Origin of the sequence: Mucilaginibacter lappiensis (assembly GCF_900155965.1) — a bacterium.
Taxonomy (GTDB): domain Bacteria; phylum Bacteroidota; class Bacteroidia; order Sphingobacteriales; family Sphingobacteriaceae; genus Mucilaginibacter; species Mucilaginibacter lappiensis.
In genome coordinates, this window is record NZ_FTMG01000008.1 from 23,024 (window position 1) to 48,400 (window position 25,377).

At 41.4% G+C, this 25,377-nt stretch carries 18 protein-coding genes; 12 read left to right on the forward strand and 6 right to left on the reverse strand.

Annotated features, from left to right (window positions below; translation table 11 throughout):
* Positions 1-75: 75 nt before the first annotated feature.
* From BW976_RS15875 to BW976_RS15885, 3 genes are all read left to right on the forward strand, one after another.
* Positions 76-1,362, forward strand: a complete 1,287-nt coding sequence (locus BW976_RS15875; RefSeq protein ID WP_076374306.1) for a citrate synthase — start codon at positions 76-78, stop codon at positions 1,360-1,362.
* Between the two features lie 223 nt (positions 1,363-1,585).
* The gene (locus tag BW976_RS15880) at positions 1,586-3,481 is read left to right on the forward strand and encodes a RecQ family ATP-dependent DNA helicase (RefSeq protein ID WP_076374307.1); all 1,896 of its coding nucleotides are present in this window, start codon (positions 1,586-1,588) and stop codon (positions 3,479-3,481) included.
* A 529-nt stretch (positions 3,482-4,010) separates the two neighbouring features.
* On the forward strand, positions 4,011-4,613 hold the full coding sequence (locus BW976_RS15885) for a GIN domain-containing protein (RefSeq protein WP_076374308.1): 603 nt from the start codon (positions 4,011-4,013) through the stop codon (positions 4,611-4,613).
* A gap of 66 nt (positions 4,614-4,679) precedes the next feature.
* Here BW976_RS15885 and BW976_RS15890 read toward each other — a convergent pair whose 3' ends face one another.
* Positions 4,680-5,354, reverse strand: a complete 675-nt coding sequence (locus BW976_RS15890; protein WP_076374309.1) for an SGNH/GDSL hydrolase family protein — start codon at positions 5,352-5,354, stop codon at positions 4,680-4,682.
* Between the two features lie 55 nt (positions 5,355-5,409).
* Positions 5,410-6,270: an AraC family transcriptional regulator gene (locus BW976_RS15895; RefSeq protein ID WP_076374310.1), complete on the reverse strand. Its 861-nt coding sequence runs from the start codon at positions 6,268-6,270 to the stop codon at positions 5,410-5,412.
* A 128-nt stretch (positions 6,271-6,398) separates the two neighbouring features.
* Here BW976_RS15895 and BW976_RS15900 point away from each other — a divergent pair, with 128 nt between their 5' ends.
* The gene (locus BW976_RS15900; protein WP_076374311.1) at positions 6,399-7,373 is read left to right on the forward strand and encodes a phytanoyl-CoA dioxygenase family protein; all 975 of its coding nucleotides are present in this window, start codon (positions 6,399-6,401) and stop codon (positions 7,371-7,373) included.
* A 544-nt stretch (positions 7,374-7,917) separates the two neighbouring features.
* Here the strand turns inward: BW976_RS15900 and BW976_RS15905 are convergent.
* The 3 genes from BW976_RS15905 to BW976_RS15915 all read right to left on the reverse strand — a co-directional run bounded on the left by BW976_RS15905 (position 7,918) and on the right by BW976_RS15915 (position 10,987).
* Positions 7,918-8,922 carry a proline iminopeptidase-family hydrolase gene (locus BW976_RS15905; protein WP_084192215.1) on the reverse strand — a complete coding sequence of 335 codons (1,005 nt, stop codon included), beginning with the start codon at positions 8,920-8,922 and terminating at the stop codon, positions 7,918-7,920.
* A 568-nt stretch (positions 8,923-9,490) separates the two neighbouring features.
* Positions 9,491-10,030: a shikimate kinase gene (locus tag BW976_RS15910; protein ID WP_076374313.1), complete on the reverse strand. Its 540-nt coding sequence runs from the start codon at positions 10,028-10,030 to the stop codon at positions 9,491-9,493.
* A gap of 126 nt (positions 10,031-10,156) precedes the next feature.
* Positions 10,157-10,987: a helix-turn-helix domain-containing protein gene (locus BW976_RS15915; RefSeq protein WP_076374314.1), complete on the reverse strand. Its 831-nt coding sequence runs from the start codon at positions 10,985-10,987 to the stop codon at positions 10,157-10,159.
* A 101-nt stretch (positions 10,988-11,088) separates the two neighbouring features.
* On the opposite strand from BW976_RS15915, the gene BW976_RS15920 reads away from it, so the two are divergent.
* From BW976_RS15920 to BW976_RS15955, 8 genes are all read left to right on the forward strand, one after another.
* On the forward strand, positions 11,089-11,385 hold the full coding sequence (locus BW976_RS15920) for a hypothetical protein (protein ID WP_076374315.1): 297 nt from the start codon (positions 11,089-11,091) through the stop codon (positions 11,383-11,385).
* 420 nt (positions 11,386-11,805) lie between these two features.
* On the forward strand, positions 11,806-12,417 hold the full coding sequence (locus BW976_RS15925; protein WP_139332318.1) for a GIN domain-containing protein: 612 nt from the start codon (positions 11,806-11,808) through the stop codon (positions 12,415-12,417).
* Positions 12,418-12,591: 174 nt separating this feature from the next.
* Positions 12,592-13,311 (forward strand): head GIN domain-containing protein, encoded by a 720-nt coding sequence (locus tag BW976_RS15930; protein ID WP_175614118.1) that lies wholly within the window; start codon positions 12,592-12,594, stop codon positions 13,309-13,311.
* Between the two features lie 155 nt (positions 13,312-13,466).
* Positions 13,467-14,456 (forward strand): c-type cytochrome, encoded by a 990-nt coding sequence (locus BW976_RS15935; RefSeq protein WP_076374318.1) that lies wholly within the window; start codon positions 13,467-13,469, stop codon positions 14,454-14,456.
* A 102-nt stretch (positions 14,457-14,558) separates the two neighbouring features.
* A complete protein-coding gene (gene tig, locus BW976_RS15940) occupies positions 14,559-15,911 on the forward strand; it encodes a trigger factor (protein WP_076374319.1) in 1,353 nt (450 codons plus the stop codon).
* Between the two features lie 282 nt (positions 15,912-16,193).
* Positions 16,194-16,922 (forward strand): ATP-dependent Clp protease proteolytic subunit, encoded by a 729-nt coding sequence (locus tag BW976_RS15945; RefSeq protein ID WP_076374519.1) that lies wholly within the window; start codon positions 16,194-16,196, stop codon positions 16,920-16,922.
* Positions 16,923-17,068: 146 nt separating this feature from the next.
* Positions 17,069-18,307, forward strand: a complete 1,239-nt coding sequence (gene clpX / locus BW976_RS15950) for an ATP-dependent Clp protease ATP-binding subunit ClpX (protein ID WP_076374320.1) — start codon at positions 17,069-17,071, stop codon at positions 18,305-18,307.
* Between the two features lie 218 nt (positions 18,308-18,525).
* Positions 18,526-19,380, forward strand: coding sequence for an AMP nucleosidase (locus BW976_RS15955; RefSeq protein ID WP_076374321.1), 855 nt, complete (start codon positions 18,526-18,528; stop codon positions 19,378-19,380).
* A gap of 120 nt (positions 19,381-19,500) precedes the next feature.
* Here the strand turns inward: BW976_RS15955 and BW976_RS15960 are convergent, their stop codons facing one another.
* A complete protein-coding gene (locus tag BW976_RS15960; RefSeq protein WP_076374322.1) occupies positions 19,501-25,347 on the reverse strand; it encodes a carboxypeptidase-like regulatory domain-containing protein in 5,847 nt (1,948 codons plus the stop codon).
* Positions 25,348-25,377: the final 30 nt, after the last annotated feature.

Consider the following 25,377-nt stretch of genomic DNA (forward strand, 5'->3'; position numbering starts at 1 on the left):
AATTTACAAACAGTAAATGATCTGGAGGGTTATAATACACAGATTTAATTACATTTGTTACAACAATTATTTTCTATGTCGGACACAGCACAACTAAAGATTGGTGATAAAACATTTGACCTCCCGGTAATTGAGGGTACAGAAGGTGAAAAAGCTATTGATATTTCAAAACTCCGGGATCAAAGCGGTTACGTAACGCTGGATATTGGCTATAAAAATACAGGTGCTACCAAAAGTGCCATCACTTTTTTAGATGGTGAAAAAGGCATATTAAAATATCGTGGTTACCCGATTGAGCAGCTGGCCGAGAATGCCAGTTTCATTGAAGTAGCTTACTTGCTTATTTACGGGAGCTTGCCAAGCGGGCAGCAGCTTACCGATTTTCAATACCAGATAAGCCGCCATACACTGGTGCATGAGGATATGAAAAAGTTTTTTGATGGTTTTCCGTCAAAATCACATCCAATGGGCCAGTTATCATCGTTGATAGGCGCTTTGGCTGCTTTTAACCCAGAGTCATTAAAACAGGGTTTAACCACTGAGGAAGTTAATCTGGAGATTATAAAACTGCTGGCTAAAATGAGCACGGTAGTATCATGGATCTATAAAAAATCATTGGGTCACCCGGTTGTTTATCCTCAGAATAAATTTGACTATGTAACCAACTTCCTGTATATGACCTTTGCCGAGCGTACAGAAGATTATAAGGTGGACAGGGTAGTAGTTGATGTAATGAACAAATTACTGATACTGCATGCCGATCATGAACAAAATTGTTCAACATCAACCGTGCGTATAGTTGGTTCGTCTGATGCTAACCTGTATGCTTCTATTTCTGCTGGTATCTCCGCCCTTTGGGGCCCGCTGCATGGCGGTGCTAATCAAGCGGTTATTGAAATGCTGGAGAAGATCAAGAATGATGGCGGCGATACCGATAAATGGATAGCCAAAGCAAAAGATAAAAATGACCCTTTCCGTTTGATGGGATTTGGTCACCGTGTGTACAAGAATTTTGACCCACGCGCCAAGATCATCAAAAAGGCCTGCGACGATATATTAGAGAAATTAGGTATTAATGACGAGGTATTGGAAATAGCCAAAAAGCTGGAAGAGGTGGCCTTAAAAGATCCATATTTTGTAGAACGTAAATTATATCCTAACGTTGATTTTTACTCCGGTATTATTTACCGTGCTTTAGGTTTCCCAACCGAAATGTTCACCGTATTATTTGCCCTGGGCCGTTTACCAGGATGGATAGCGCAATGGAAAGAAATGAAAGAAAACAAAGAACCAATCGGTCGCCCCCGTCAGATCTATATCGGTGACACCGACAGGGAGTATGTTGACGTGAAAAAGAGATAATATTTGGTTCATGGATCATAGTTGATGGTTCATGGTCAGAAATAAAAAAATAGCGGTGATTTTGTCACCGCTATTTTTATTACAAGCCATTCGAAGTCTCTGACTTTGAATGAATATGTTTGTAGTTTGCAAGTGAGGATAACAGATTTGTTTATGGTTGCCCTCAAACAATTATCTATGAACCATCAACTATGATCCATGAACTATCAACCATGAACAACCAATGACCATAGAGGAAATATTAAAACAGTATTGGAATCACGATAATTTCCGGCCTATGCAGGCCGAGATTATCAAGTCTGTTTTATTGGGGCGGGACACCCTGGCCCTGTTGCCTACAGGTGGTGGTAAATCTGTTTGTTTCCAGGTGCCAGCACTGGCTAAAGAGGGGATATGTATTGTGGTATCGCCACTGATAGCCCTGATGAAAGACCAGGTAGAGAACCTAAAGGCGAAAGGCATCAACGCGGTATCTATCGTATCGGGCATGGGTTTACGGGAGATAGACCTGGCGCTGGATAATTGCATTTACGGTTCGGTTAAGTTTCTGTATTTATCGCCCGAACGTTTATTGTCCGAACTGGTGCGTGAGCGTATCCGTTATATGAAAGTGAACCTGATAGCTATTGATGAGGCGCATTGTATATCGCAATGGGGATATGATTTCCGGCCACCATATCTGCACATCGCCAATCTGCGGGAATTACACCCCACAGTGCCCGTATTAGCCCTTACAGCCACTGCTACGGCTGAGGTGAAAGAAGATATCCAGCAGAAATTATTGTTCAAAGACGCGGTTGTTTACCAGCAAAGCTTCGAACGCCGTAATATCAGCTATGTAGTGCAAAATGCCGAAAACAAGCTGCAAAAAATGCTGGATATTGCCCGTGGTGTGAAAGGCTGCGGTATTGTCTATGTACGCAGTCGCCGGGATGCCGCCGATATTGCCAAATTTTACAACGAGAACAGTATTAAAGCCGATTATTACCATGCCGGCTTATCCATGGATCAGCGAGCCGAAAAGCAGGAAAGCTGGAAAAATAACCGAACCCGCATTATTGTAGCCACCAACGCTTTTGGGATGGGCATCGATAAATCCGATGTGCGTTTTGTGATCCATAAAGATATGCCCGAAAGCCTGGAAGCTTATTATCAGGAAGGTGGTCGCGGTGGCCGTGATGAACAAAAGGCCTATGCTGTTTTACTATATACCCATTCCGATAGGCTAAGACAGGAAAAAATGTTTGTGCTGAACTTTCCGTCGGTTGAAGAGATCAAGCATGTTTACCATTGTTTGGCCAATTATTATCAGTTGGCTTATGGCGCCGGCGAAGGCCTGAGCTTTGATCTTGATCTGGGCGATTTTTGCAGCCGCTTTAAGCTGGATGCTGTTAAAACACTCAATGCGCTTAAGTTTCTGGAAAAGGATGAATATTTGTCGTTCAACGAAAGCGTGTTTTTACCGTCGCGTTTCCGGTTTGAGGTGGTGAATGAAGTGTTGTATAATTTCCAGATACAGAACACTGGCTGGGATCCATTTATTAAAACCTTGTTACGCTCCTACGGTGGTTCATTTGAAAATTACGTACGCTTAAAAGAATACGACCTGTCGCGACGCACTAACCTGAACGTTCAACAGGTGATTGATGGGTTGATGCAATTACAAGAGTTTGGGCTTATTAGCTATTTGCAGCAAACTGATCAGCCGCAGGTTACTTATTTAAAACCCCGCCAGCAGGCCGACCGTCTCTTCATCAACAAAAAATACATTGAAGAGCGTAAAGAAACCTATAGCCACAAAATGGAAGCGGTTTTTGCCTACGCTACTGCCCAAAAGTGCCGCAGCCAAATGTTGCTGGCGTATTTTGATGAGACCAATGCCCGTAAATGCGGTGTTTGCGATATTTGCCTCGATGAAAAGCGTCAAAAAAATGCCGACGAGATATTTGACAATATTACCCATGAAATTGTACAATTTTTAGGCATATCCACCCCAGATATAGGCACCCTGGTCAATACCATTAACGTGGGCACCGAGAAGGAAAAGATGGAAACCATTCGCCTGTTGCTGGATGCCGGCAAAATAAAAACCGACGGTGAAAAGTATTACCTTGCTTAATTAACGTGAGTTCGGGATAAGAAATGCAAACCTGATCCCGATGTCTGTTATGTTAAAAAGTGGGTTTACATGGTTTACACTTTTCATGGTTTACATTATTCAAATTATTGATAATCAATTAATTAACTTATTTTATATCAAAAAAAACGATTTACAGTGTAAACCATAAATAATGGGGTTTACATTGATCAGCTTTAAGCAAAGTATTCAGGGAGCCTTTAAATAACCTGAACTGCTTATCCAGGGCTCGCGTTAACTAAATAGTAGTGAGTTTTAAGTCTGGAATTTTATGTATCACCTGATGCGTTTTATCTTCAGTTAAAGAAAATTTAACTCGTCGATCTGCATACTTCCAAAAACGGCTCTTTTTGTTCCCTCTTTTCACCGACAACATTCTTTCATTTACCGACAAAATCCCGGCGTATAACTATTACAGGCCATATTGCTGTAACGTTTTTTTAGTGTGATCGTCATATTGGTGTATTTAAAATAACAATATTAATTCACTGACAATCAAAATATTAAAATCATGAAAACTTTAGCAATCACCCTTTTTACTGTAGCAGCTATAGTATTTGGAATTGGAAATCAAGCACAAGCCACTGTTAACACAAACAACAACAAAGGCATCGTTTTAACCGACATCACCAGGATCAACAGGATCGAAGTTTATGGTAATGTTCAGGTATATGTATCAAACGGCACAGCCGATGAAGTAAAGGTTTACAACCGCTATTATGCCGAAAACGCATTGATACAATCAAGGAACGGTGTGTTACGCATCACCTCCTATAACAAAGCCGAAAAATTAGTGGTTTGGGTTACCGCTAAAGAACTTTCAGGCATCACTGCTTATGATAATGCAAACATCAGCTCATTCGGTAACCTTTCAGCCATTGAACTGGATGTGAAACTATACAACAACGCCTCAGCCACTTTAAAATTAGATGCTTACAGCGCTCGTGTTACCATAAACGATAGAGCCTGTGCCAACCTGAGTGGTACTGTTAATGAATATAGCTTAAACCGCAGCCAGGGCTCAAGTGTAAACGGATCAAGTCTGATAGCCGAACACACCACTGAAATATTGAATGGTGCAAAAGTTAAAGCAGACGAGTATGCAGGTTTATAATCACCATTACAACAGGTTCATAACCGAACAGAGCCACCTGAAGCCAGGTGGCTTTGTCTTTTTGTACTATTTCCCTTCCATTAGTTTTTCAACTACATAAGGCGCTATGATCTTGCGGGCGCCGTCAGGATCGGGATGCAGGCCATCCGGTACATATTTCAAATATTCTTCTTTTCCCTTATCCAGTATGGCTTTCCAATGCGGGTAATGATCAATCAATAAAAGTTTACGTTTCTTAGCAACCTGGCGGTAGAGATCGTAATAAGTAGTTAGTTCCGGCCGGTCAGCTGCATGTTTGTCGAGCGCTATGTCCATCGTTTGCAGGATGATCTCACAATCAGGGTTAAACAGTTTGATTCGATCGATCATATAGTTCAAATTTAATTCGGCCAGTTCCCTGCTGGTTTTATAGTTCAGGAAGGCATCGTTCATGCTAAACTCGATTAAAACCGCGTCTGGCTTTTTGCTGATCACACTGTCTTCTAAATGCTGTACGCCCCAGGTTGACCACATGGCACTTTTAGCCGCATTATATACGGTTAAGTTGTTGTTGTACTTATTGTTTAGATTGGTAGACACCGAATCTACCCAGGCATGCCCACCCGCACCAGCCGTTAAACTGGTACCATAAACAACCAGTGTTTGGGCTTTGCCCGCCTGCAGGTTTTTGACCAGCTGTGTTTGGGCCTGAGAAACGATCGTAAGTAACGTGAGTGAAATAATTAACAGGTTTATTTTCATAAGGTTGTAATGTGATGCTAAATATATAAATTCTTTATTTTCAGGATGTGGTATATTAAAGCTGATTTGAACCGGCCACCCATTTCTTTTTAAATTCTGATGGATTTTGACCAACCAATTTGTTAAACAGTTTGTTAAAATAGCTCAAGCTCTCAAAGCCAACGGCGTAGCACGTTTCGGTGATGTTTTTATCCTGCATCAACAGGTTTTTGGCGCGCTCAATGCGGTACTGGTTTACAAACTCGGTAAAGGTGATGTGGGTTTGTCGTTTAAAATACCTGCAAAAGGCTGATGTGGTGAGGCTTACCTTTGCGGCCACTACGTTTACATCGGGTTTTTGAGCATAGTGGGCGTCAATATACTCGTAAATAGCACCCATCCTGATCTTATCTTTCAGGATGAAATCTTTGCTGCTCTCATCGTTGTTGAGTAGGGTATATTCTTTAGAATCAGCTAGGATGCGGAAAATATTCATTAGCTCCAGCAGCTGGTCAAAATTGTTGAGGCTACCTATGGCCTTTAATTTTTGTGCCACCAACATCCGCGTATCACCATGAAAGGCAATACCGTATGCCGCATTTTTGAATAGCTTACTAACCAATTGAAATTCGGGTGCGTAGCTGATGGCATCGCCCATAAAATCGGTTCGTAACTGTACCACTATCTGATGATAATCGTTGCGCAGACGATAGTCAAAATTAAGGTGGGGGAGGTTGGGTCCGATGAATACGAGGTCGCTTTGGGTATAGCCCGAAATATGGGTACCCACATGGCGGATGCCCGCATCTGCTTCTACATAAACCAGCTCAACCTCCGGGTGATAATGCCACAGGAAAGTGTTGCGTAACCGGGGCGAAAACAGTTTGAATGATTTTCCTGATTCAAATTCTACACGTTCCAATTGTATCTGATTCATCTTGTATTGTATTATTTTGAATAATAAATGTAATAAATAAGTCAATGTAGAGCAAATATTGATCATTGTGGCGGATACACAGCTTGTTGTATCTCTGTAATTTTGAATTATTAACCAATACAGAGATCATGGAAGCAACAAATCAAACAATGACCCCTACAATGAACCCGAACGAGACGCATAAAGATATCCCGGGCAATCCCTCGGCGGCCAAATCGAGCCAGGTAAAACTGAACGACCGCAGCAACGGGCAACCTTTACGAGTGCTGAGCGAAGATGACTGGGCCTTTTGGATCACCAACGGTTACGTAGTTGTAAAGAACGCCATACCCAAAGAAATGGCAAAAAAAACCGCCGACTACCTGTGGCAATATGAAGACAAAGACCCTAATGATATAGAAAGCTGGTATAAAAGGCCCAATGCCCAAATGCAAATGAAAGAACTAAACAATACCGGAATGGTAGAAATATATAACCACCAGTACTTGTGGGATAACCGCCAGTATCCGCGTGTGCATCAGGCTTTTGCTGATATATGGGGTACCGAAAAACTATGGGCCAATATCGACCGGGCCAATCTGAATTTCCCGCTACGGCCTGGTTTTGAGTACAAAGGTTTTATCCACTGGGACTATGATCCCGAAACCAAGCCCCAGAATGTGCAGGGCGTACTGGCCCTGGCCGACCAAACCGACGAAAACATGGGCGGTTTTCAATGTATCCCAGAGCTTTACCGCAGCTATGATACCTGGAAACTAACCCAGCCCGCCGATCGCGACCATTATAAGCCTGATATCACCGGTTTCAACATAGTTAAGGTAAAGCTGGAAGCCGGCGACCTTTTGATTTTCAATAGCTTACAACCGCACGGCATCAGACCCAATACCAGTGGTAATAAGGTGCGTATTGCCCAGTATGTAGCCATGATGCCCGCCCAGGAGCACAATGAAGAGCTGCGACAATGGCGTATCAACAGCTGGCAAAACAGGGAAGCCATGCAAGGCTACGCTTTCCCAGGCGACCCGCTGGAACGGGAGAAGAAAAATCCTGTCGCGGAACTTTCAGCCCTGGGTAAAAAGTTGCTGGGTTTGGATAAATGGTGATGCCATTTTATAACATTAAAACTTTTTAAACCTCACATTTTAACACTTTTTTAGTCAAAATGAGGTGGAAATGCTTTAAAAACTGTCGAAAACTTACTCAAAACCATCGATTTTAACACTTTTTAACAAATTTTTGATGGGTTTTGAAAGGTTTAAAAAGTATTAGAATATTGATAGTCAATTTATTGCATGCCAAACGGCCGGTTTTTGACCTCTTTTCTTCTTAACCAAACAGCCCGCTTATCTTTTCAGGAGATAAGCGGGCTGCTGTTGATATAAATATACGAAAAATTAAGGAGATTTTTGGAGTAAGGAGTAAGGATTTCTTACCCATTATATACCGCGCTAGCTCAAGCGTCATCCGTTTGAACTGATACTTTGGTGAACGTCTGCACTCATCTTTATCAAATTGGTTAGTACACATGAGCGTGGACGCTCATTCAGCTCTACATTCAAGCGGAGGGGCGCTTGAATGGGCGGAGCAAAGCCTGTCCTAAAGGATTCTGAAACAAGTTCAGGACTATTTTTAGGATTAAAGTACTTGTTAGTTATTGCGTTTGATAAAATTGATCAAACCCGGAAAATATTGATCGGGATTATCAATAAAACAGATATGACCTGCATTGGGCACCACATAATATTGTGCTTTAGCAAACAATTGACTTAGCTTTTTAAGCTGTTCGGTGCTTATAATAAAATCGTATTCGCCTCTTATTAGCAAAACGGGGATGGTTATTTTAGGTATCATCCCTGCATAATTCAAGGAAAAGGTTGATGGTCCTATTTTCCGGGCAACCTCCATATTCTTATGGATTTTTGTTCTTAAAATAGCATCGGGCAATTTATCCAGTCTGAGCACAAAATTTCGGGTAAATGTGCTGTCGAATGCTTCCTGATATACTTTTTGATCATAAGATAATCCTTGCAGTTTGTTTTGCATCAGGGCATTGAATTTTGGGATTGTATTTAATATGCTATCGGTTTGATTACCGGTAAAAGAAATCCGCTGATCAAAATCTTTAGGAAAGGGGTTCATGTCCGAAAATATAATCCCTTTTACATGAGTTTGATACTTATAGGTATAGGCAAGGGCAAGCAGCGAGCCAAAGGAGTGTCCGTATATAAAAAACCGATCCAGATTTAGCCCTTTTCGCACCTGTTCTATTTCTTTTACATAGCGGGATACTTTCCAAAGGCTTGTATCGCTTAATTGCTGTGGGGTGGGTTGTTCAGAAAAGTATGATCCAAACTGGTCATAATAATAAATGGTTATGCCTTTATTAGGAAGGTGCTTTGAAAATATTTCAAAATATTCGTGTGACTGGGCCGGACCGCCGTGGAGTAACAGGACATTAATTTCCCCGTCTCCGATCTTTTGGGTCCAAACCCAAAACTTTCCGTTTATCAGTATCTTTTTTACACCCGGTTCCTGTTGTTTTTTATAATACGTATTGTCTTTTTCCTGGGCATTGTTAACCAATGAAGTTAAAAGCAAAATAGACACTATGAAACAAGCCCGAAAATTTCGGACTACAAACTGTATAGCCATTTTTTTAATTTAAGAGTACGACTATATTATATATGATAAGGTTACAGGTGTTTACGTATTATAAAGTTTTATTAGAAGGATATTTTTCAATTCTTTCCCCACTGGGGGGCGGCCAATGTCATTAAGTTAAGCACATGGATCCCCACCTAAATCCTCCCCGGTAGGGAGGACTTTAAAAAATTGAAGCTAAGTCTCCCCTTCCGGGAGAGATTATTACATGAGGGCTTCGCCGTTTAGAGGGGGCTTTTGCGGAATTGCTTTTGCGTTTCCCCTTAACTTAATGACATTGGGGGGCGGCAGGTGAGATGTATTAATAAAACCGGACATTAGACATTTGCCTAAAAAGGGTGTCATGCTGAGCACCGTCGAAGCATGGTGAGCAGGCCTCTACGCTCAACCCTTCGACGTAGCTCAGGGCGAAAGCCCTCTTTTAGTGTTATTCTTTCGTTATGCCTTTTCATAGGTTATTACTCTCAAGAGGGGAATCGCACTGGCCCGGGGCTCTTGAATTACAATTCCGGATCATCAGACTTACGAAACTTTTAAAACTTCATAAGTCTGAAAAGAATCACAGCTCATTCATCTTCTCCAAAATCAAGTCTATCCGCTGTTGTACGGTGGTATCGCCACGTATTTCTAAAACAGGGGCGTTTACCTGGCTCAGCCAGTTTTCGTGTACCTGCAGGGTTCGGCCCTTGGTAGTATTATCATCGTAGCCTGTTGCCCACTTCATAAATGCCTGGTAATTGGCGGCGCGTACGGGGTCGGTAAAAATGGCATCGCCGTAACGTTCCAGCTCGCGGTTATGCAAACGTTGCATTCTGATGTGGTGGGGAATATACAGAAACACTACCAGGTTAAACATGTTCAGCCATGCTGGTCCCCAGCTTACCATCGATCCGGTGAGTATCCAGTTGAGGTTGGTGTTCACATCTTGTAGCATCATGGCGTTCCGCAGTTCCGGGTCGCGCTTTACGGTAAAAGGTTGTTCTGTTGCTTCCCAGAAATATTTGTCGCTGTCAAACAAGGGGTAGTTCAATTGCTGGGCTAAGGCGGTGCCCAAAGTGGTTGAGCCGGCACAGGATGCACCCATGATATGTATTTTCATATTTAAGTCTAAAGCTCTAAGTCCTTAGTCTGAAGTCTTGAGCCTGAAGTCCTAAGTCTTGAGTCGAAAGTCAATAGTTCTATTTTTCCCTCAGGACTAAAGACTTCAGACTAAAGACTTAGGACTTCAGACCCTCCCGTAATGGCTCGCGTTAATGTTGGTTTGCTTTTTAAAATAGTTAGATAGATGGCTCACGTCGGTAAAGCCAAACTCCTCCGCTATCTGGCTCAGGGTAGAAGTTTTATTACTGATACGGATCTCAATCAACTTAACACGGTACCCATTGATGTAATCGCGGTAGCTGATATCAAAATTTCTTTTAAACCAAGCGCTGAAATAGCTGGTAGCAATATTAAAATGTGCGGCTACCTTTTTGATCAGGATGTTTTCGGGTTCGTAAATATGCTGATGAATGTAGGATATCAGCTCCTGTTTACCCGGAGGACAATTAACCAGTTGCGAGTCGATACGCCCCAGCGCCTGTGTTATTAAACCAAAGAGCGACAGTATCTGGTAAAAGATATATGGACAGGTGGCTATATCCGTCGATTCATTATACGCGGTAATATTATCAATGGTGCCTCTTAAAATGGTTTTAAAAGGTTCGTCGAAAGTGAGTTTGATCTCTTTTAATAGTTTGTGCCGCATCAAATCCTGCGGACTGAAAACGATGCCCACATGCGGTATCGACTGATTATTTGAACTGAAAAACTCATCAGTAAATTTGATCAGCGTAACATGGGTGTATTTTTTATAATCTAAACAGTGTTCATCTTCGGGACATATTAAAAACAGATCGCCCGCTTTGTACGGAATACAGTTCTGATTAAGAATATGTGTACCTGAACCTTTTTGTACGTAAATAATTTCGTAGTAAGTGTGGCTATGCCTTGATTGTGTGATATCGGTACCTTCTACATCGCAAATAAGCAGGGGCGCAAATTGCTTTTTTTTCATGTCGTAAATTTACAATTATATCGCCCCTATGTACAACAATTGTACGTGTATATATTTTTTTCTTTGAGATAATTAAACGGTATTTTAATTGAATCACAGTTATGACACACTTTAACCTATCGGCAACAGCCCTTCCCGATGAATTTGTACAATATTGTCATTTGCACCAATATAACCTGTCGGTTAAAAAAAAGCACATTATAGCTCATGTTTTAAAACTGGCCCAGGATGCCGATGTAGATACCCTGTCAAGACATATCCGCTTTAATGGCGTTAAGGTGAGCACCAGCAGTATTTACCTGGTACTGCAATGGCTCATTGAGCATGGTTTTGTAGTTAAAACAGTAAATGGCCGCAGCGAGGTTTATTACCGGCCGGTGAACCAGATGGTTAACTGAATATTTACTAATATAATAGGTGTTATACTGGGACAAATTTCGTTCGACCTTTTTTGTTACAGATGATACTAAATTCGCCATGTCATTGCGCAGCGTGGCAATTTCTTCGTATCCTGAATAGAATAGCTAGGAGATTGCTTCGTTGTTCCTCCTCGCAATGACATGATGGGCTATTTTTGCTTCACCTGCGACCGCTGAGTCTCTCATTCTTCTTGCTTCATACTATAAAAAGCATTTCCCCTTTTTTTTCTTAAAAATAATTTCGCCGTTCACCGATATAAATCCACCGTTTACCGACAAAAAAAGGCCGTACATCTAATTGACCCCAAATAGCTGTAACGTTTTAAAAATGGAGGCGTCATATAGATGTATTTAAAAAATAAGACAATACAATTAATTGACAATCAAAATATTAATATCATGAAAACAAAATTATTCACCATCGCAACTATGTTAGTTTTAGTAGGTGGTATAGCAGGCACAACTTATGCAACTACCAATAATAACGCAATCGGCAACGCTGCAACTGTAGTAAAAGAAGTAAGCAAGATCAGCAAGATCGAGATCCGCGGTAATGTAGAACTGTTTGTTTCTGACGGCTCTGCCGACCAGGTAAAAGTATACAACCGTTACTATGGCGAAAGCGCCCTGGTTCAAAGTGAAAACGGTGTATTGCGTATCACTTCATACAAAGCAGAAAAACTGGTTGTTTGGGTAACTGCTAATGACTTACGCGCTATTAATGCTTATGATAATGCCCAGGTAAAATCATTCGGTAAGTTATCAGCCCTTGAATTGGAAGTGAACTTACACAACAATGCTACCGCTACTTTAAATGTAGATACTTATGCAGCCAACGTTAACTTAGATGATTCCGCTAAAATTGACCTGAGTGGCAGCGCTACTGTTTATACCTTAAACCACAGCAACACCACCAGCGTAAATAACAACAATTTTGCCGCCGAAAGCTTCAACGACAAACTGAATGGTTTACCACAAAAAGAAATAGCAAACGAATTTGCCGGTCTTTAATCCAACTTTTGCAAAAGTTCATCATATATTCTGAGAAGCTGCCACAAAATGTGGCAGCTTTTTTTATTTTTGATGTAACTTCAATCCTACAAACAACGTCACAAAATAGAAATACAATGCTATTATCATGAGCCATAGCTTATGATACCTTATAACCATAAAAAATCTGTTACTATGAAAAAAGCGAGTTTAGCCATTGCCATCATCGCATGCGCATCATTTAGTATAATATCATCATGTAAACTTGTATGTGTACATGGCTCGGGAAAAATAACTACCGAACAACGCAAAGCAAATGATTTTACCCGGATTGATATATCGGGCGCGTATAAAATTCATTTAAAGCAGGATAGTTCACTTAGTATTTCGGTTACAGGAGATGACAATCTGCTCAAATATGTTTCTACTTCTGTTAATGGCGATAAATTAACTATCAAAACTACCAAAACAATATGCCTTGATGATAGCCTGGTAGTAAATATTGGCATCCGCAAACTGGAAGAACTTAGGGCATCAGGAGCGGTAGAGGTTTCATCAACTGGTAAAATCAATGCCGGCGATCTGAAAATTCACTTATCAGGCGCTACTAAAGTTAACCTTGACTTGAACGCAGCCAATGTAGACAGTCACGGCAGTGGTGTAAGCGAATTGAATTTAACCGGACAGGCAGCAACGCACCATGTTGAATTTAGCGGCGTAGGTAAAATTAACGCTTTTGATTTTGTGGTTGGCGAATACACCATTTCCACATCAGGTGCGAGCCATTGTAAGATCAACGTATTAAAAACGCTGAATGTACACTCTTCCGGCGCTTCGGAGATCAAGTATAAAGGTTCACCTTCAACCGTTAATAACGATAAGTCGGGCGCATCAAGCATTGAAAAGGTTGATTAATAAATATTTTACTAGCTGATAAAAGCGGGGACGAAGGTTCCTGCTTTTTTTGTTGGGGGAGGTTTTTTACGTAAATCTACGTACGGTTTTCCCGTGGTAATACGGTGGATAAGACCAGGCATATATTTAGTTTTGCCGCATCTCTATTACTTATTATGAAGAAGATTTTAAAGTTTGCAGGCTACATCGTAATAGCCATTGTTTTAATTGTTGTAGTCGGTATAAGCTATATTACCCTGGCCTTGCCTAATGTTGGCGAGCCGGAAAATATTAAAGTAGAAGCTACTCCACAACGTATTGAGCGTGGTAAGTACCTGGCCAATCATGTAACGGCTTGTGTTGATTGCCACTCTACCCGCGACTGGACTATATTTGCCGGCCCCGTGAAAGAGGAAGCATTAGGAGCAGGCGGCGAAAAGTTTAATGCCAATGTTAATTTCCCGGGTAGCGTTTATGTACCCAATATTACCCCGTATCATTTAAAAAACTGGACCGATGGCGAACTGTTCAGGGCTATTACTACCGGAGTTAAAAAAGATGGATCGGCCATATTTCCGATTATGCCCTGGGAGTCGTACTCTAAAATGAGCCGGGAGGATGTTTATTCCATCATTGCCTATCTGCGTACGCTGAAACCGCAAAGAGCCGATTACCCCGAGCGTGAACTTGATTTTCCGTTAAATATATTGGTGCACACCATGCCGGCAAAGGCTACTTTGGGCACGGTACCCGATGAACATGATACCTTACAGTATGGCGCTTACCTGGTACGCATAGCGGCCTGTAAAGATTGCCACAGCCAAGCCAACAAGGGTGAAATAATTGAAGGACTGGAATTTGCCGGTGGGCACGAATACTCGTCTCCTAATGGAGGCAAAATACGGTCGGCCAATATTACGCCCGATAAGGAAACTGGTATAGGCAATTGGACAAAGGCGCAGTTTTTAAGCAGCTTTACCCAATATGCCGATAGCACCCATAAGCACCAGAGGATAATACCGGGTGAATTTCAAACCATTATGCCCTGGTACAAATACGGTAAAATGAAAGTAAGCGATCTGGAGGCGATATACGCTTATATGAAAACAATTAAACCGGTAAAAAACAAGGTAGATAAATTCAGTCCGGCAGAATTACGTGATTAAATTTAAAATAAAATTCATACTTTTGCGCCTCGAAATTTGTATAGCCTGAATTGGTTTTACGGCTACGTTTTGAACCATTAAATTAAAATACCCGGTAAAAAGATGAATATTACACAGGAAAAAGTAGATGCCCTGAACGCAGTTGTTAAGATCAACATTAACCCTGAAGATTACCAGCCACGTGTTGACAAAGCCATAAAAGAAAACGCTAAAAAGGCTAAACTGCCAGGCTTTCGTCCCGGAATGGTGCCAGCGGCACATATCAAAAAAATGTACGGTAAAAGTATTTTGGTTGATGAGATCAATAACTTATTATCAGATACTTTAAATAAATACCTTGAAGAGCAAAAACTGGAAGTATTGGGTCAGCCATTACCAAAGGTTGATAACGAGAAAGAATACAACTGGGATTTTAACGATAATTTTGAATTCAATTACGAGTTGGGTTTAGCGCCGCAGTTCAATATTGATTTCTCATCAAAAGATAAAACAACCCAGTACGTGATTAAAGTTGATGACGAAACGTTGGCTTCACGTATTAAAAATATTCGCCGCAGCTATGGCAAAATGACAAATCCTGACGTATCGGCAGACGATGACGTGCTTTACGCAGATTTGGCTCAGCTTTCTCCGGATGGTTCTGTTTTTGAGGGAGGCATAAGCAATACCGCATCAGTTAGATTAGATCAGATTAAAGATGAAAAGATAAAAAAATCATTGATCGGTCTTAAAAAAGGTGATGTAGTAACGCTTGATATTCAGAAAGCTTTTGATAACGAAGCGCCAAAGGTTGCTGCTTTATTAAAAATTGAAGAAGATGAAGCGGCTGAGTTAAAATCAAAATTTCAATTAACGGTTAAAAATGTAAACCGTTTAGAAGAAAGCGATTTGAACCAGGAGTTCTTTGACAAATTATTTGGTGAAGGTACAGTAACTACCGAAGCGGAATTTACAGCTAAAATTACTGAAGAGATTGAAACCATGATGGTTCAGGATTCAGAGCGTAAATTACAGGACGATATTTACAAACTGAGCGTGGCCAAGGTTGATTTTAACTTGCCGGATGAGTTTTTGAAACGCTGGTTAAAAGCTACTAACGAAAAACTGAGCGACGAGGAACTGAATGGCGGTTATAACGATTTTGCAACCAACCTGAAATGGACCCTGATCGAAAACAAGATCATTAAGGACAACCAGATTGAGATCAAATATGACGAGGTTTTTGCTTTGGCGAAAGTTCGTTTAGATCAGCAGTTTAGAATGTACAGCCCGCAGCCTATCCCTGACGAGCAGTTAGGTCAGTACACTGTACAATATCTTCAAAACAAAGAGAATGCTAACAAGATATTTGAAGAAGTAAAAGCGCTTAAAGTATTTGATTATATCAAAAGCGTAATCACTTTAGAGAAAAAAGATATCCTTTATACAGATTTCAGCGAGCTGGTAAAAGAGTAGCAATAAGCTCATTTTTACTTCTGTACAAAACACCAAAAGCAACTCACAAGGTTGCTTTTGGTGTATAAGCCCCCCTCTAAATCTCCCCTGGGAGGGGAGACTTTTAATAAACTTAGAGTCTATCTTTACTAAAACTGGGCCTTTTAAAAGCCCTCCCTTCCGGGGAGGGTTGGGCTGATATTTTTTTACTTAATACCTACTATCTGTTTAAAATTATATTCAACTAAAAACTATATTTAACGCAAGTAATACTTGCATCCTAAAAATAACATAACAAAAACCATGAGTAGTAACATCGATAAGAACGAATTCAGAAATTATGCTGTTAAGCATCACCGTTTAAACAGCTTACACGTAGATAAATATATTTCTGCTGTTGACAGAAGCAGAATGCCATCCGGAATTTATACACCAACCGGTATGACCCCGTATATCATCGAAGAACGTCAGTTAAATGTAGCCCAGATGGACGTGTTTTCACGTTTGATGATGGACCGTATTATTTTCCTGGGCGATGCCATTTATGAAAATATTGCAAACATTATCCAGGCTCAATTGCTGTTCTTACAGTCGGCCGATAGCAAACGCGATATCCAGATTTACATCAATTCACCGGGTGGTTCTGTTTACGCGGGTTTGGGTATCTATGACACCATGCAATTTATATCAAATGATGTAGCCACTATTTGTACAGGTATGGCAGCATCAATGGCAGCGGTACTATTATGTGCCGGTACCGAAGGCAAAAGGGCAATTTTGCCACATGCCAGGGTAATGATCCACCAGCCATCAGGCGGTGCACAAGGTCAGCAGTCAGACATCGAGATCTCTTACCATGAGATCACCAAGCTGAAAAAAGAACTGTACCAGATTATTGCCGATCATAGCGGTGCACCATTCCAAAAAGTTTGGGACGCATCAGATCGTGATTACTGGATGATTGCCGAAGAAGCCAAAGAATTTGGTATGGTTGACGAGATTTTAAAAGGCAGCGGTAAAGCGAATAAATAAGCCGCCGTTAAGGAGTAATAAGTGCTGAGTTTTGAGTGAAAATGATAGTTTAACGACCGTTCGTTCTAACTCAAAACTCATTACTTATGGCTCAAAACTTTTTTTTCTGCCACTAATTAGTTAATTTTGGACAACAAACGAATCAGATGAATAAGAACAGTAAGGAAATCAGGTGTTCATTTTGCGGTGCAGGTAAACAGGATTCCCTGATGTTAATTGCAGGGCTCGACGCTCACATTTGTGATAAATGCGTTAACCAGGCTAATGAAATATTGGCTGAGGAGTTAAAGGTACGCAAGGTAAAAGCTTCACCTTCGGCACCTTCTTTATTAAAACCTGCCGAAATTAAAGGTCACCTTGATCAGTATGTCATCGGTCAGGATGATGCTAAAAAGATACTTTCTGTAGCCGTATATAACCATTACAAACGCTTAAACCAGCGTATTGATAAGGATGAGGTAGAGATTGAAAAATCAAACATCATTATGGTGGGCGAAACCGGTACTGGTAAAACCTTACTGGCTAAAACCCTGGCCAAGATATTAAACGTTCCGTTTTGTATCTGTGATGCTACCGTATTAACCGAGGCCGGTTATGTAGGGGAGGATGTGGAAAGCATTTTGACCCGTTTGCTGCAATCGGCAGATTATGATGTAACCCTTGCCGAAAAAGGCATTGTTTACATTGATGAGGTTGATAAAATAGCCCGCAAAAGTGATAACGCTTCCATCACCCGCGACGTATCCGGCGAAGGTGTACAGCAGGCTTTGTTAAAGATATTGGAAGGTACCATGGTTAACGTACCGCCACAGGGAGGCCGCAAGCACCCCGATCAAAAAATGATAACTGTAAATACCAGCAACATATTGTTTATATGCGGCGGTGCGTTTGACGGTATCGATCGTAAAATAGCTAACCGTTTGCGTACGCAAACCGTTGGTTACAAACTGAAACGTGACGATAGCGAGGTTGACATGAAAAACCTGTACAAATATATTACGCCGCAGGATTTGAAATCATTTGGGTTGATACCTGAGTTGATTGGTCGCTTGCCGGTATTGACTTATTTGAACCCCCTTGACAGGGATGCCCTGCGCAACATATTAACCGAGCCTAAAAACTCCTTATTGAAACAGTACAAAAAATTGTTTGAATATGAAGGTGTAAAGCTTGATTTTGATAATGAGGTGCTGGAGTTTATTGTAGATAAAGCCATGGAATTTAAGCTTGGAGCAAGGGGCCTGCGCTCTATCTGCGAAGCGATTATGATAGATGCCATGTTTGAGTTTCCATCTAAAAAAGATGTGAAACGCCTGCAGGTTACTTTAGACTATGCCCACGAGAAGTTTGAAAAATCGGATCTGAAAAAATTAAAAGTAGCGTAACAATTTGATATCAATTAAGTAGCTATCTTTATTATAATAATTGCAGACCCTGGTGAAACGCCGGGGTTTGTTGTATAAACAGGTTTTTTGTTAGTATCAAGTAGCGAGTATCAAGTATCAAGACTTGAAGATACATTGTCCCAAATGAAATGTAGTGCTTGTCGTGATACTTGATACTCGCTACTTGATACTATAGAACCACTTAAATAGGAAAAAATATGAATGAACAAATGAATGTAAAAAAGGATCCTACCGATGCCCCGGTAGTAAAAGAAGTGCACTCACCCGTAAAATCGGGATTAAAAACCAAGGATGCTATTGTGGTTAACTGGTTGCCGCGTTATACTGGTAGGCCATTGGAAGCTTTTGGCGAGTATATTATACTGACCAACTTTTCGAAGTATATCCAACTGTTTTCTCAGTGGAATGATAATGCGCCGATCATGGGTCTGGAAAAACCTATGCAAAGCGTTACCGCCAATGGTATCACCATTATTAACTTTGGTATGGGCAGCTCGGTAGCAGCTACAGTGATGGATCTGCTTACCGCTATACACCCTAAAGCCGTTATATTTTTAGGTAAATGCGGTGGTTTGAAAAAGAAAAATGCCGTGGGCGATCTGATACTGCCGATAGCCGCTATTCGTGGTGAAGGTACATCAAATGATTACTTACCACCAGAAGTACCCGCGTTGCCATCATTTGCTTTACAAAAGGCGATATCGACCACCATTCGTGATTTTTCCCGCGATTACTGGACAGGTACCTGTTATACCACTAACCGCCGTGTTTGGGAGCATGATAAAGTATTTAAAAAATACCTGAAAGAGCTGCGTGCCATGGCTGTTGATATGGAAACTGCTACTATTTTTACCACCGGTTTTGCTAACAAAATCCCTACAGGAGCATTGTTGTTAGTATCAGATCAGCCGATGATACCAGAAGGCGTAAAAACTGCCGAAAGCGACTCCTCCGTAACAGAGCAATTTGTAGAAACACATCTTCGCATCGGTATCGAATCGTTAAAACAGTTAATCAATAATGGCTTAACGGTTAAGCATTTGAAATTTTAACTGGTTCATGAGGCTATTGGCCAGTTAATGCTGTCATGCTGAACGAAGTGAAGCATCTATTCAGCAATATACCTGTTGAAGAATAGATCCTTCGCTATGCTCAGGATAACAAACTATGGGTTAATTACCTTGTGACCCTATTACCACCTTCTTCATCCCCTCGCGGCCATAAAATACCGGGAAATACATCATCTCGGCTTTGGCCGGGTTAAGGTTGTACCTGCCGTCGAATCTCGGCATCAGGTTAATGGTGTAAGTATACTTGCCCTGTTTCAGTTTGCGGCAAAATATACTCACCTTCTCTTTAAAATATTCCCGGTGTACTTCGTTATTATCCCATGATTGTTCTTTACTGTTGTAGGAGCATCCCGCTGGTATGGGTATTTCTATCATCACAAAATCAGCATCGCCTTTGGCATTTATTTCAGCTTTTAGTACTATGGATTCGCCACCTTTTAGTTTGGTGGTTTTTTCGCCGTTTTTCTCAAACCAGGTATCTACCGTAAAATCCTTGTTTACCTTTTTGGGTTTGGGATTCCAGAATTGCTGATAACCGGTTATATAAACAGGCAGTGTTCCGGTTTTGCTCACGCTGATATCGTTATCTGTCAGGGTAGCTGTGTAAGGGAACTGGCTGATTGTTTCGGTTTTGGAGCCCTTGAGCATTAATGTAGCTGGTTTCAGCGGTTTGCCTTCTACCAACAGATCGGGTAAAATGGTTTCCAGTATCAGGGCTGCTTCATAAGTGTTGCGCCAGTCGCCATGTCCGCGCTGTTCTAAAAAGTAGCCTCTTACTTTGTTTAATAAGTCGGGGTGCTTGCCATCATTCCGGATGATTTGGTAAGCCAGTATACTTAGCTGTATGGAGTTATCGAAGAAACTATAGTTGTTTTCGCCCCAGTAAACGTTACCAAAAAGGGTACGGTGCTGAATAGCGAGTAAACTATCCAGCTTCACCGGAACGCCGGCTTCCTGTTTTAGCAGCATCAACCTGAATTTGTCATAAGTTGATACACTGATATCGGTTTTGAGTTTGATAGAAGCGTTTTCTTTGGCTATGGTGTCAAAATACTTTTTGTAATCAACCTTAGCGCCCAGTTTATGCAAAAGTTGCAGACAAAGCAGTTTATCCTGCCCGCGGTAACTTTCCAATTGGTAAACCAGATAGTCGCTGATTTTTTGTTTATCCAATTGTGTGGTGTAACCTTCTTTCTGTGCGTCTATCAAAGCTTCAATAGCGTGCAGGCTTATCCAAAGTTCTTCATTGGTATCTTTCCACCAACCCCAGGTGCCTGTACTTTTACGGTTTTCCTGCAGCTTTTTGATCACTTCGGTAATGTTTTTGCCATATTTGAAATCCTCACCCAGAAACTTTTTGATGCGTTTTTCTGTGAGCAGGCCTTTAAGCTTGGATGCCAGTTGCTCGTTACATAAATATTTATAATCGCGCAGCTTTTGGGTTTCTTCCATCAAGGCTGGTAATACCGAGTTTTCTGCATGGAAGGTAATGGGGCCTAGTGTGGGGTCGAATTTTAGGTGGGCTGTGGTGTCGCCATTCAATACTTCAAACATACCCTTGGTTTCTTTTACGCCTTGTTTTATAACTGGTATTTTGCGCCGTTCGCCATCAAAATAGCCGTTGTCGCGTTTAATGGTATATTCAAAACTCAGGCTGTCAATCGCATCGGCAATAATGTTTAAGGTATCTATTTTGGAGTTTTTTACACTGATGTTTTCCTGTTTCAGCAATTTGCCATTATAGGTAAAGCTGCGGTTAACATCGGCGGTTTGAGAATTATAGTTCAATACTTTGCCAATAACGCTCATCTCATCTCCGGCGACCGCAAATTGAGGAGAAGTAAAATTAGCGCTCAAAGGTTTGAATGATTTTACCTGCGCCTGGTTAAAGCCGGTTTGCTTACCGTTAATGCCAATGATAAACGTGCGCCAGCTGGTAATATCATCAGGGTAGGTGGTAGTGAAGCTGGCCTTACCCTGCGCATCAGTTGTAAGTTTGGGTTGCCAGTAAGCATAATCTGAAAAGTTTTTACGTAAAGAGGCTTCATTACCTGGCTGTGATGACTCTGCAGCCTGCGCATCACCGGGTTTCTTTTTGGTGTTGATGATTACTACTCCATGGGCAGCCCGTGAGCCATACAAGGCGGTCGCAGCAGCGTCCTTTAGTACATTAATGTCGGCAATGCTATCCGCGCGTATCTCGCCAGGGTTCTCAACTATCACACCATCCACCACAAAAAGCGGCGCCTGACCTGGCGTAGAGGACGAACCCCTGATGCTAAAATTAGCATAGCCGTTATATCTGGAGGCGTCTTGAGATACCGAAATACCTGCGATCCGGCCATTTAATACTGTTGAAACTGAGCCCGTCAGGTTCGCCTTTCTTTGAATACCATAACCCACTACTACCACTTCCTGTAGCGCTTTGCTCGATGCTTTTAACGCTATTTTTTCATAAGCGCCTGGCACAATGTTGATCTCCTGGGCGTCGTAACCAATAAAAATAACGATTAGCTTACCGTGTGCAGGTACTTTGAGTTTAAAGCGACCATTAATATCAGTTACAGTTCCGTTGTTGGTGCCTTTTACTTTTACCGTTACGCCTGCTAATGGTTGTTTGTCGTTAATGTCTGTAATAGTACCACCCATCTGTCCGGTAAAGTCGCTCATGTCCAGATACTTTTCATTAAAGGCTTCCTTAATCTTTAAAGCGTCGTTTTCTATATCCCTATCTTTATAATCATATAAGCCATTTCGGCTGTTGATGATATTGCTGATGCGCGTACTTACGGAGTCTTTTGTGTGGCTGGGTAAAATAGTCAGCTTATAGAAATTAGTACCATATGGTTTAATACTAACGTTTTCCTTAATGTCATATACATCACCTTTTAACAGGAACAGCAAACGGTAATTTCCGGCTTCGACGCCATACAGATCGGTAGTATTGCCGGGGTATATCCTGATAAATTCCGGATCATTATAGCGGTACATGATCACATTTTTGATCAGGATTCTTTTTTCCCTGGGTTGGTTGATATTCATTACCAGATGTCCCGTGCGCATGCTTTTATTGTCGTCGTTACGGAATAGTCTTTGGGTATTGGCACGCAGATCCAGGTATTGCTGCCACAGGCTATCTGTTTGGGCTTTGGTGAGTACCAATTGTGTATAATCATCCGTTCCGCTAGCCACAGATAGTTTTTTGTTGAAGGGATATTTGTAAGGGATACTTTTTTGTTTGATCAAACCGGGCTCAAACAGGAAGCTGTATCCGGGTTCGGCTATAAAGTAGCGTGGTTTTTCGCCGCGTACCGATAGCTGGGCATAATTATCGGCCAATGGGCCAGTCAATATATCATTGCGATAGCCTCCCGGGATAGGGTTAAGCAGCATGATCTTATCGGGCTGCTCAAGGGTGGCCATCCGCGATTCAAAATTATTCACCACCGTAATCATGTACCTATTGAGCAGGTCGGCTTCGTAAGCAGTTAAAGTGTCTGTAATCTTGGTAGCTTTAACATTATCGGCATTGATGCTCAGGATGAGTTTTTTTGATTTTTTTACCAGTATGCTATCTATGCTAATGAGTTGTTTATTGGTTCTGAACTGAAGCGAATGCAAGCCCGGGCTTACCTGGAAACTGTAGCGTTGTAATTGCTGCGCCTGATCGAAATATACTGGCCGGTTATCAATGTACAGGATATGTACGGGGACTACATCACCATCTTTTACAATGAATGGTGCTATCTGTGCCAGGGTATCGGTAGTGGGTTCTTCTACCCGGTAGGCTTTTGTTGGATGGGTAAACTGGTAGTAGGCAATGCTATCTAATCCCATTTCGCGGCTCCATCGATTCCAATTCAGTTTCAGGAAGCCATCGCCATCAACGCCTTTATTGGTAAAAGGGTTTTTATATTTGCGGTTGGGATAAAGTTTTCCCAAATAAGGCAGATAGGGCACCTGGTAATTGGTGAATTTGCTGGTCATGGCCCAAGCGGTTATATCGGTATTAGGAACAGGCTTGCCGGTTGCATCGGTAACTACAATATCTGTTTTTACCTGTTGACCGGGGTAAACGGATACAGGCTGTTTTACATTTATGGTCAACAACTTATCCTGGTAGGCGATAACGCTTTGATCGGTGCGGCTTTGACCGGCCCAAATATAATTGATAAGGAAAGTGACATTGTTTTGCTCCCGATAGGCACGTTTGTAAAATAACTGAACAGCTTGGCCGGCATCAATCAGCTTATTGCCCGCAAATACGCTGTACCAAAAATACAGGTTACGGGTATTGGTAACCTTAACAAACAGGGAGTCGGCGGTACGATAACCTGATAAGGAAACCCCACTTTGCTCTTGCTTTAGTTCGAGTTCGGTACTGCTGCTATCCGTGGTAATACTATAACTGGTTGCATTAGGATTGATGATGATTTTGGATGGCAGGATAATCTGCTGTTTGGAAATGGTATCTTCTTTGGCGTCCAGTGCGGCTATGAGGGCTTTACCTTTAATATCCTTGCCCAGGTTCTGATAAGTGCTGATCAATGTGTCGGCACTTAAGCTTGCCGCTATATGGAAGCGCTTATACTTAAAGCTAGCCCATTCATCTGCCGATTGACTTTCGTTATTACTGTTTAAAAACTCGGCACTTATGCGGTAATCAATATTAGCTTTGGGGAAGATGGAATCGGGGATCAATATTTTAGTTTCGCCAATTGGGTCAAGGACTTGTTGGTGCTTCCAAAGGGTGTCGGGCACAAAAACATGGGCGCTGTTAAAATCTTTGGAATTGCGGGTCGTTAGCGTTATGGTCACTCTTCCATCAGGCGAGGGTAGGTTATTTTCGTCAACCGCCTTTAGATACAAAGCAAGCGGATTGCCAGGCCAGTGTTCTTTTTTATCCGTACGGGCACTAAAGGTGAGCGACTTTAATTCGTACTCCTCATATCTGAAATTACCTGTAAGATAAACCAAGTGTTTAGCCTCAGTTTTATCCTTTTCCTCATATTTCTCCGGATCTTCCAGGCTGATATTATAATTATTATCCAGACTGAGATCCAAACTATCGTTCAGTACAAAGCTGTACTCAAACCCACCGGCGCGGTAACTGTTCACTTTGCCAATAATTTTGCCGTCGTCATTGTAATTCTCTTTTAGTCGTACCAGTAAGCTGGGCGTGTTGATTGGGTTTTTAGAGTCTTTGTTTAAAATATATGCTTTAAACTTTACGGTGTCATGGGGTTTGTACATGGCTTTGTTAAATACCATAAAACCCTGGTACTTATTGGCTGGCCATGGATTGGTTGGACGTTTTTTGAATATATTTTTAATCGACAGCCAAAACCTTTTGAACCAGCTTTGGCGATTATATTGATTATAACGGTAAGGCTTTTCCTGTTTTACCTTATAGTAATTAGTAACCCCGGCAAATTCAGCTTTCAGTATGGTGTCTTTTTTAGTGGCATTGAGACTGTACAGGCCACTTTTATGATCAAAGGCAACTGTTTTTTGATCAAACTGAACCGTAGCGTTATTGATCAACTGACCTTGCTTATCGGTTAGTATAAAACGCAGATCGTAATTGTTCCGGAACAATTGTAGAAAAGCCGACCTGTTTTCGATCAGTTCGTATACGAGTTTGTTTTTTGAGGCATGTATCCTCAGGTAATTGCCGGCGGGTAATTTATTCTCCCAGTATTTATCCGTTTTAAAAGAATCAATAGGGTTGTGCAATATATTTTCATCAGGATTTTTACCCGGGTGCTTATAAAAATTCAACACATCAGCCGGCGATAGTTTATAGATATAAGTATAGTAACTACTCTGCCGGCTTGGGCTCAGCAGTTTTTGTGAAAACGCCGGACTGATGCAAATACCTATCAGTAATAAAATAAATAGGGCTATTTTTAATGATAAGGAGAGGCTGTTATAGGTTGTAGATACCATGGGTTTAAATATAAGCTTTTGGGTTATACT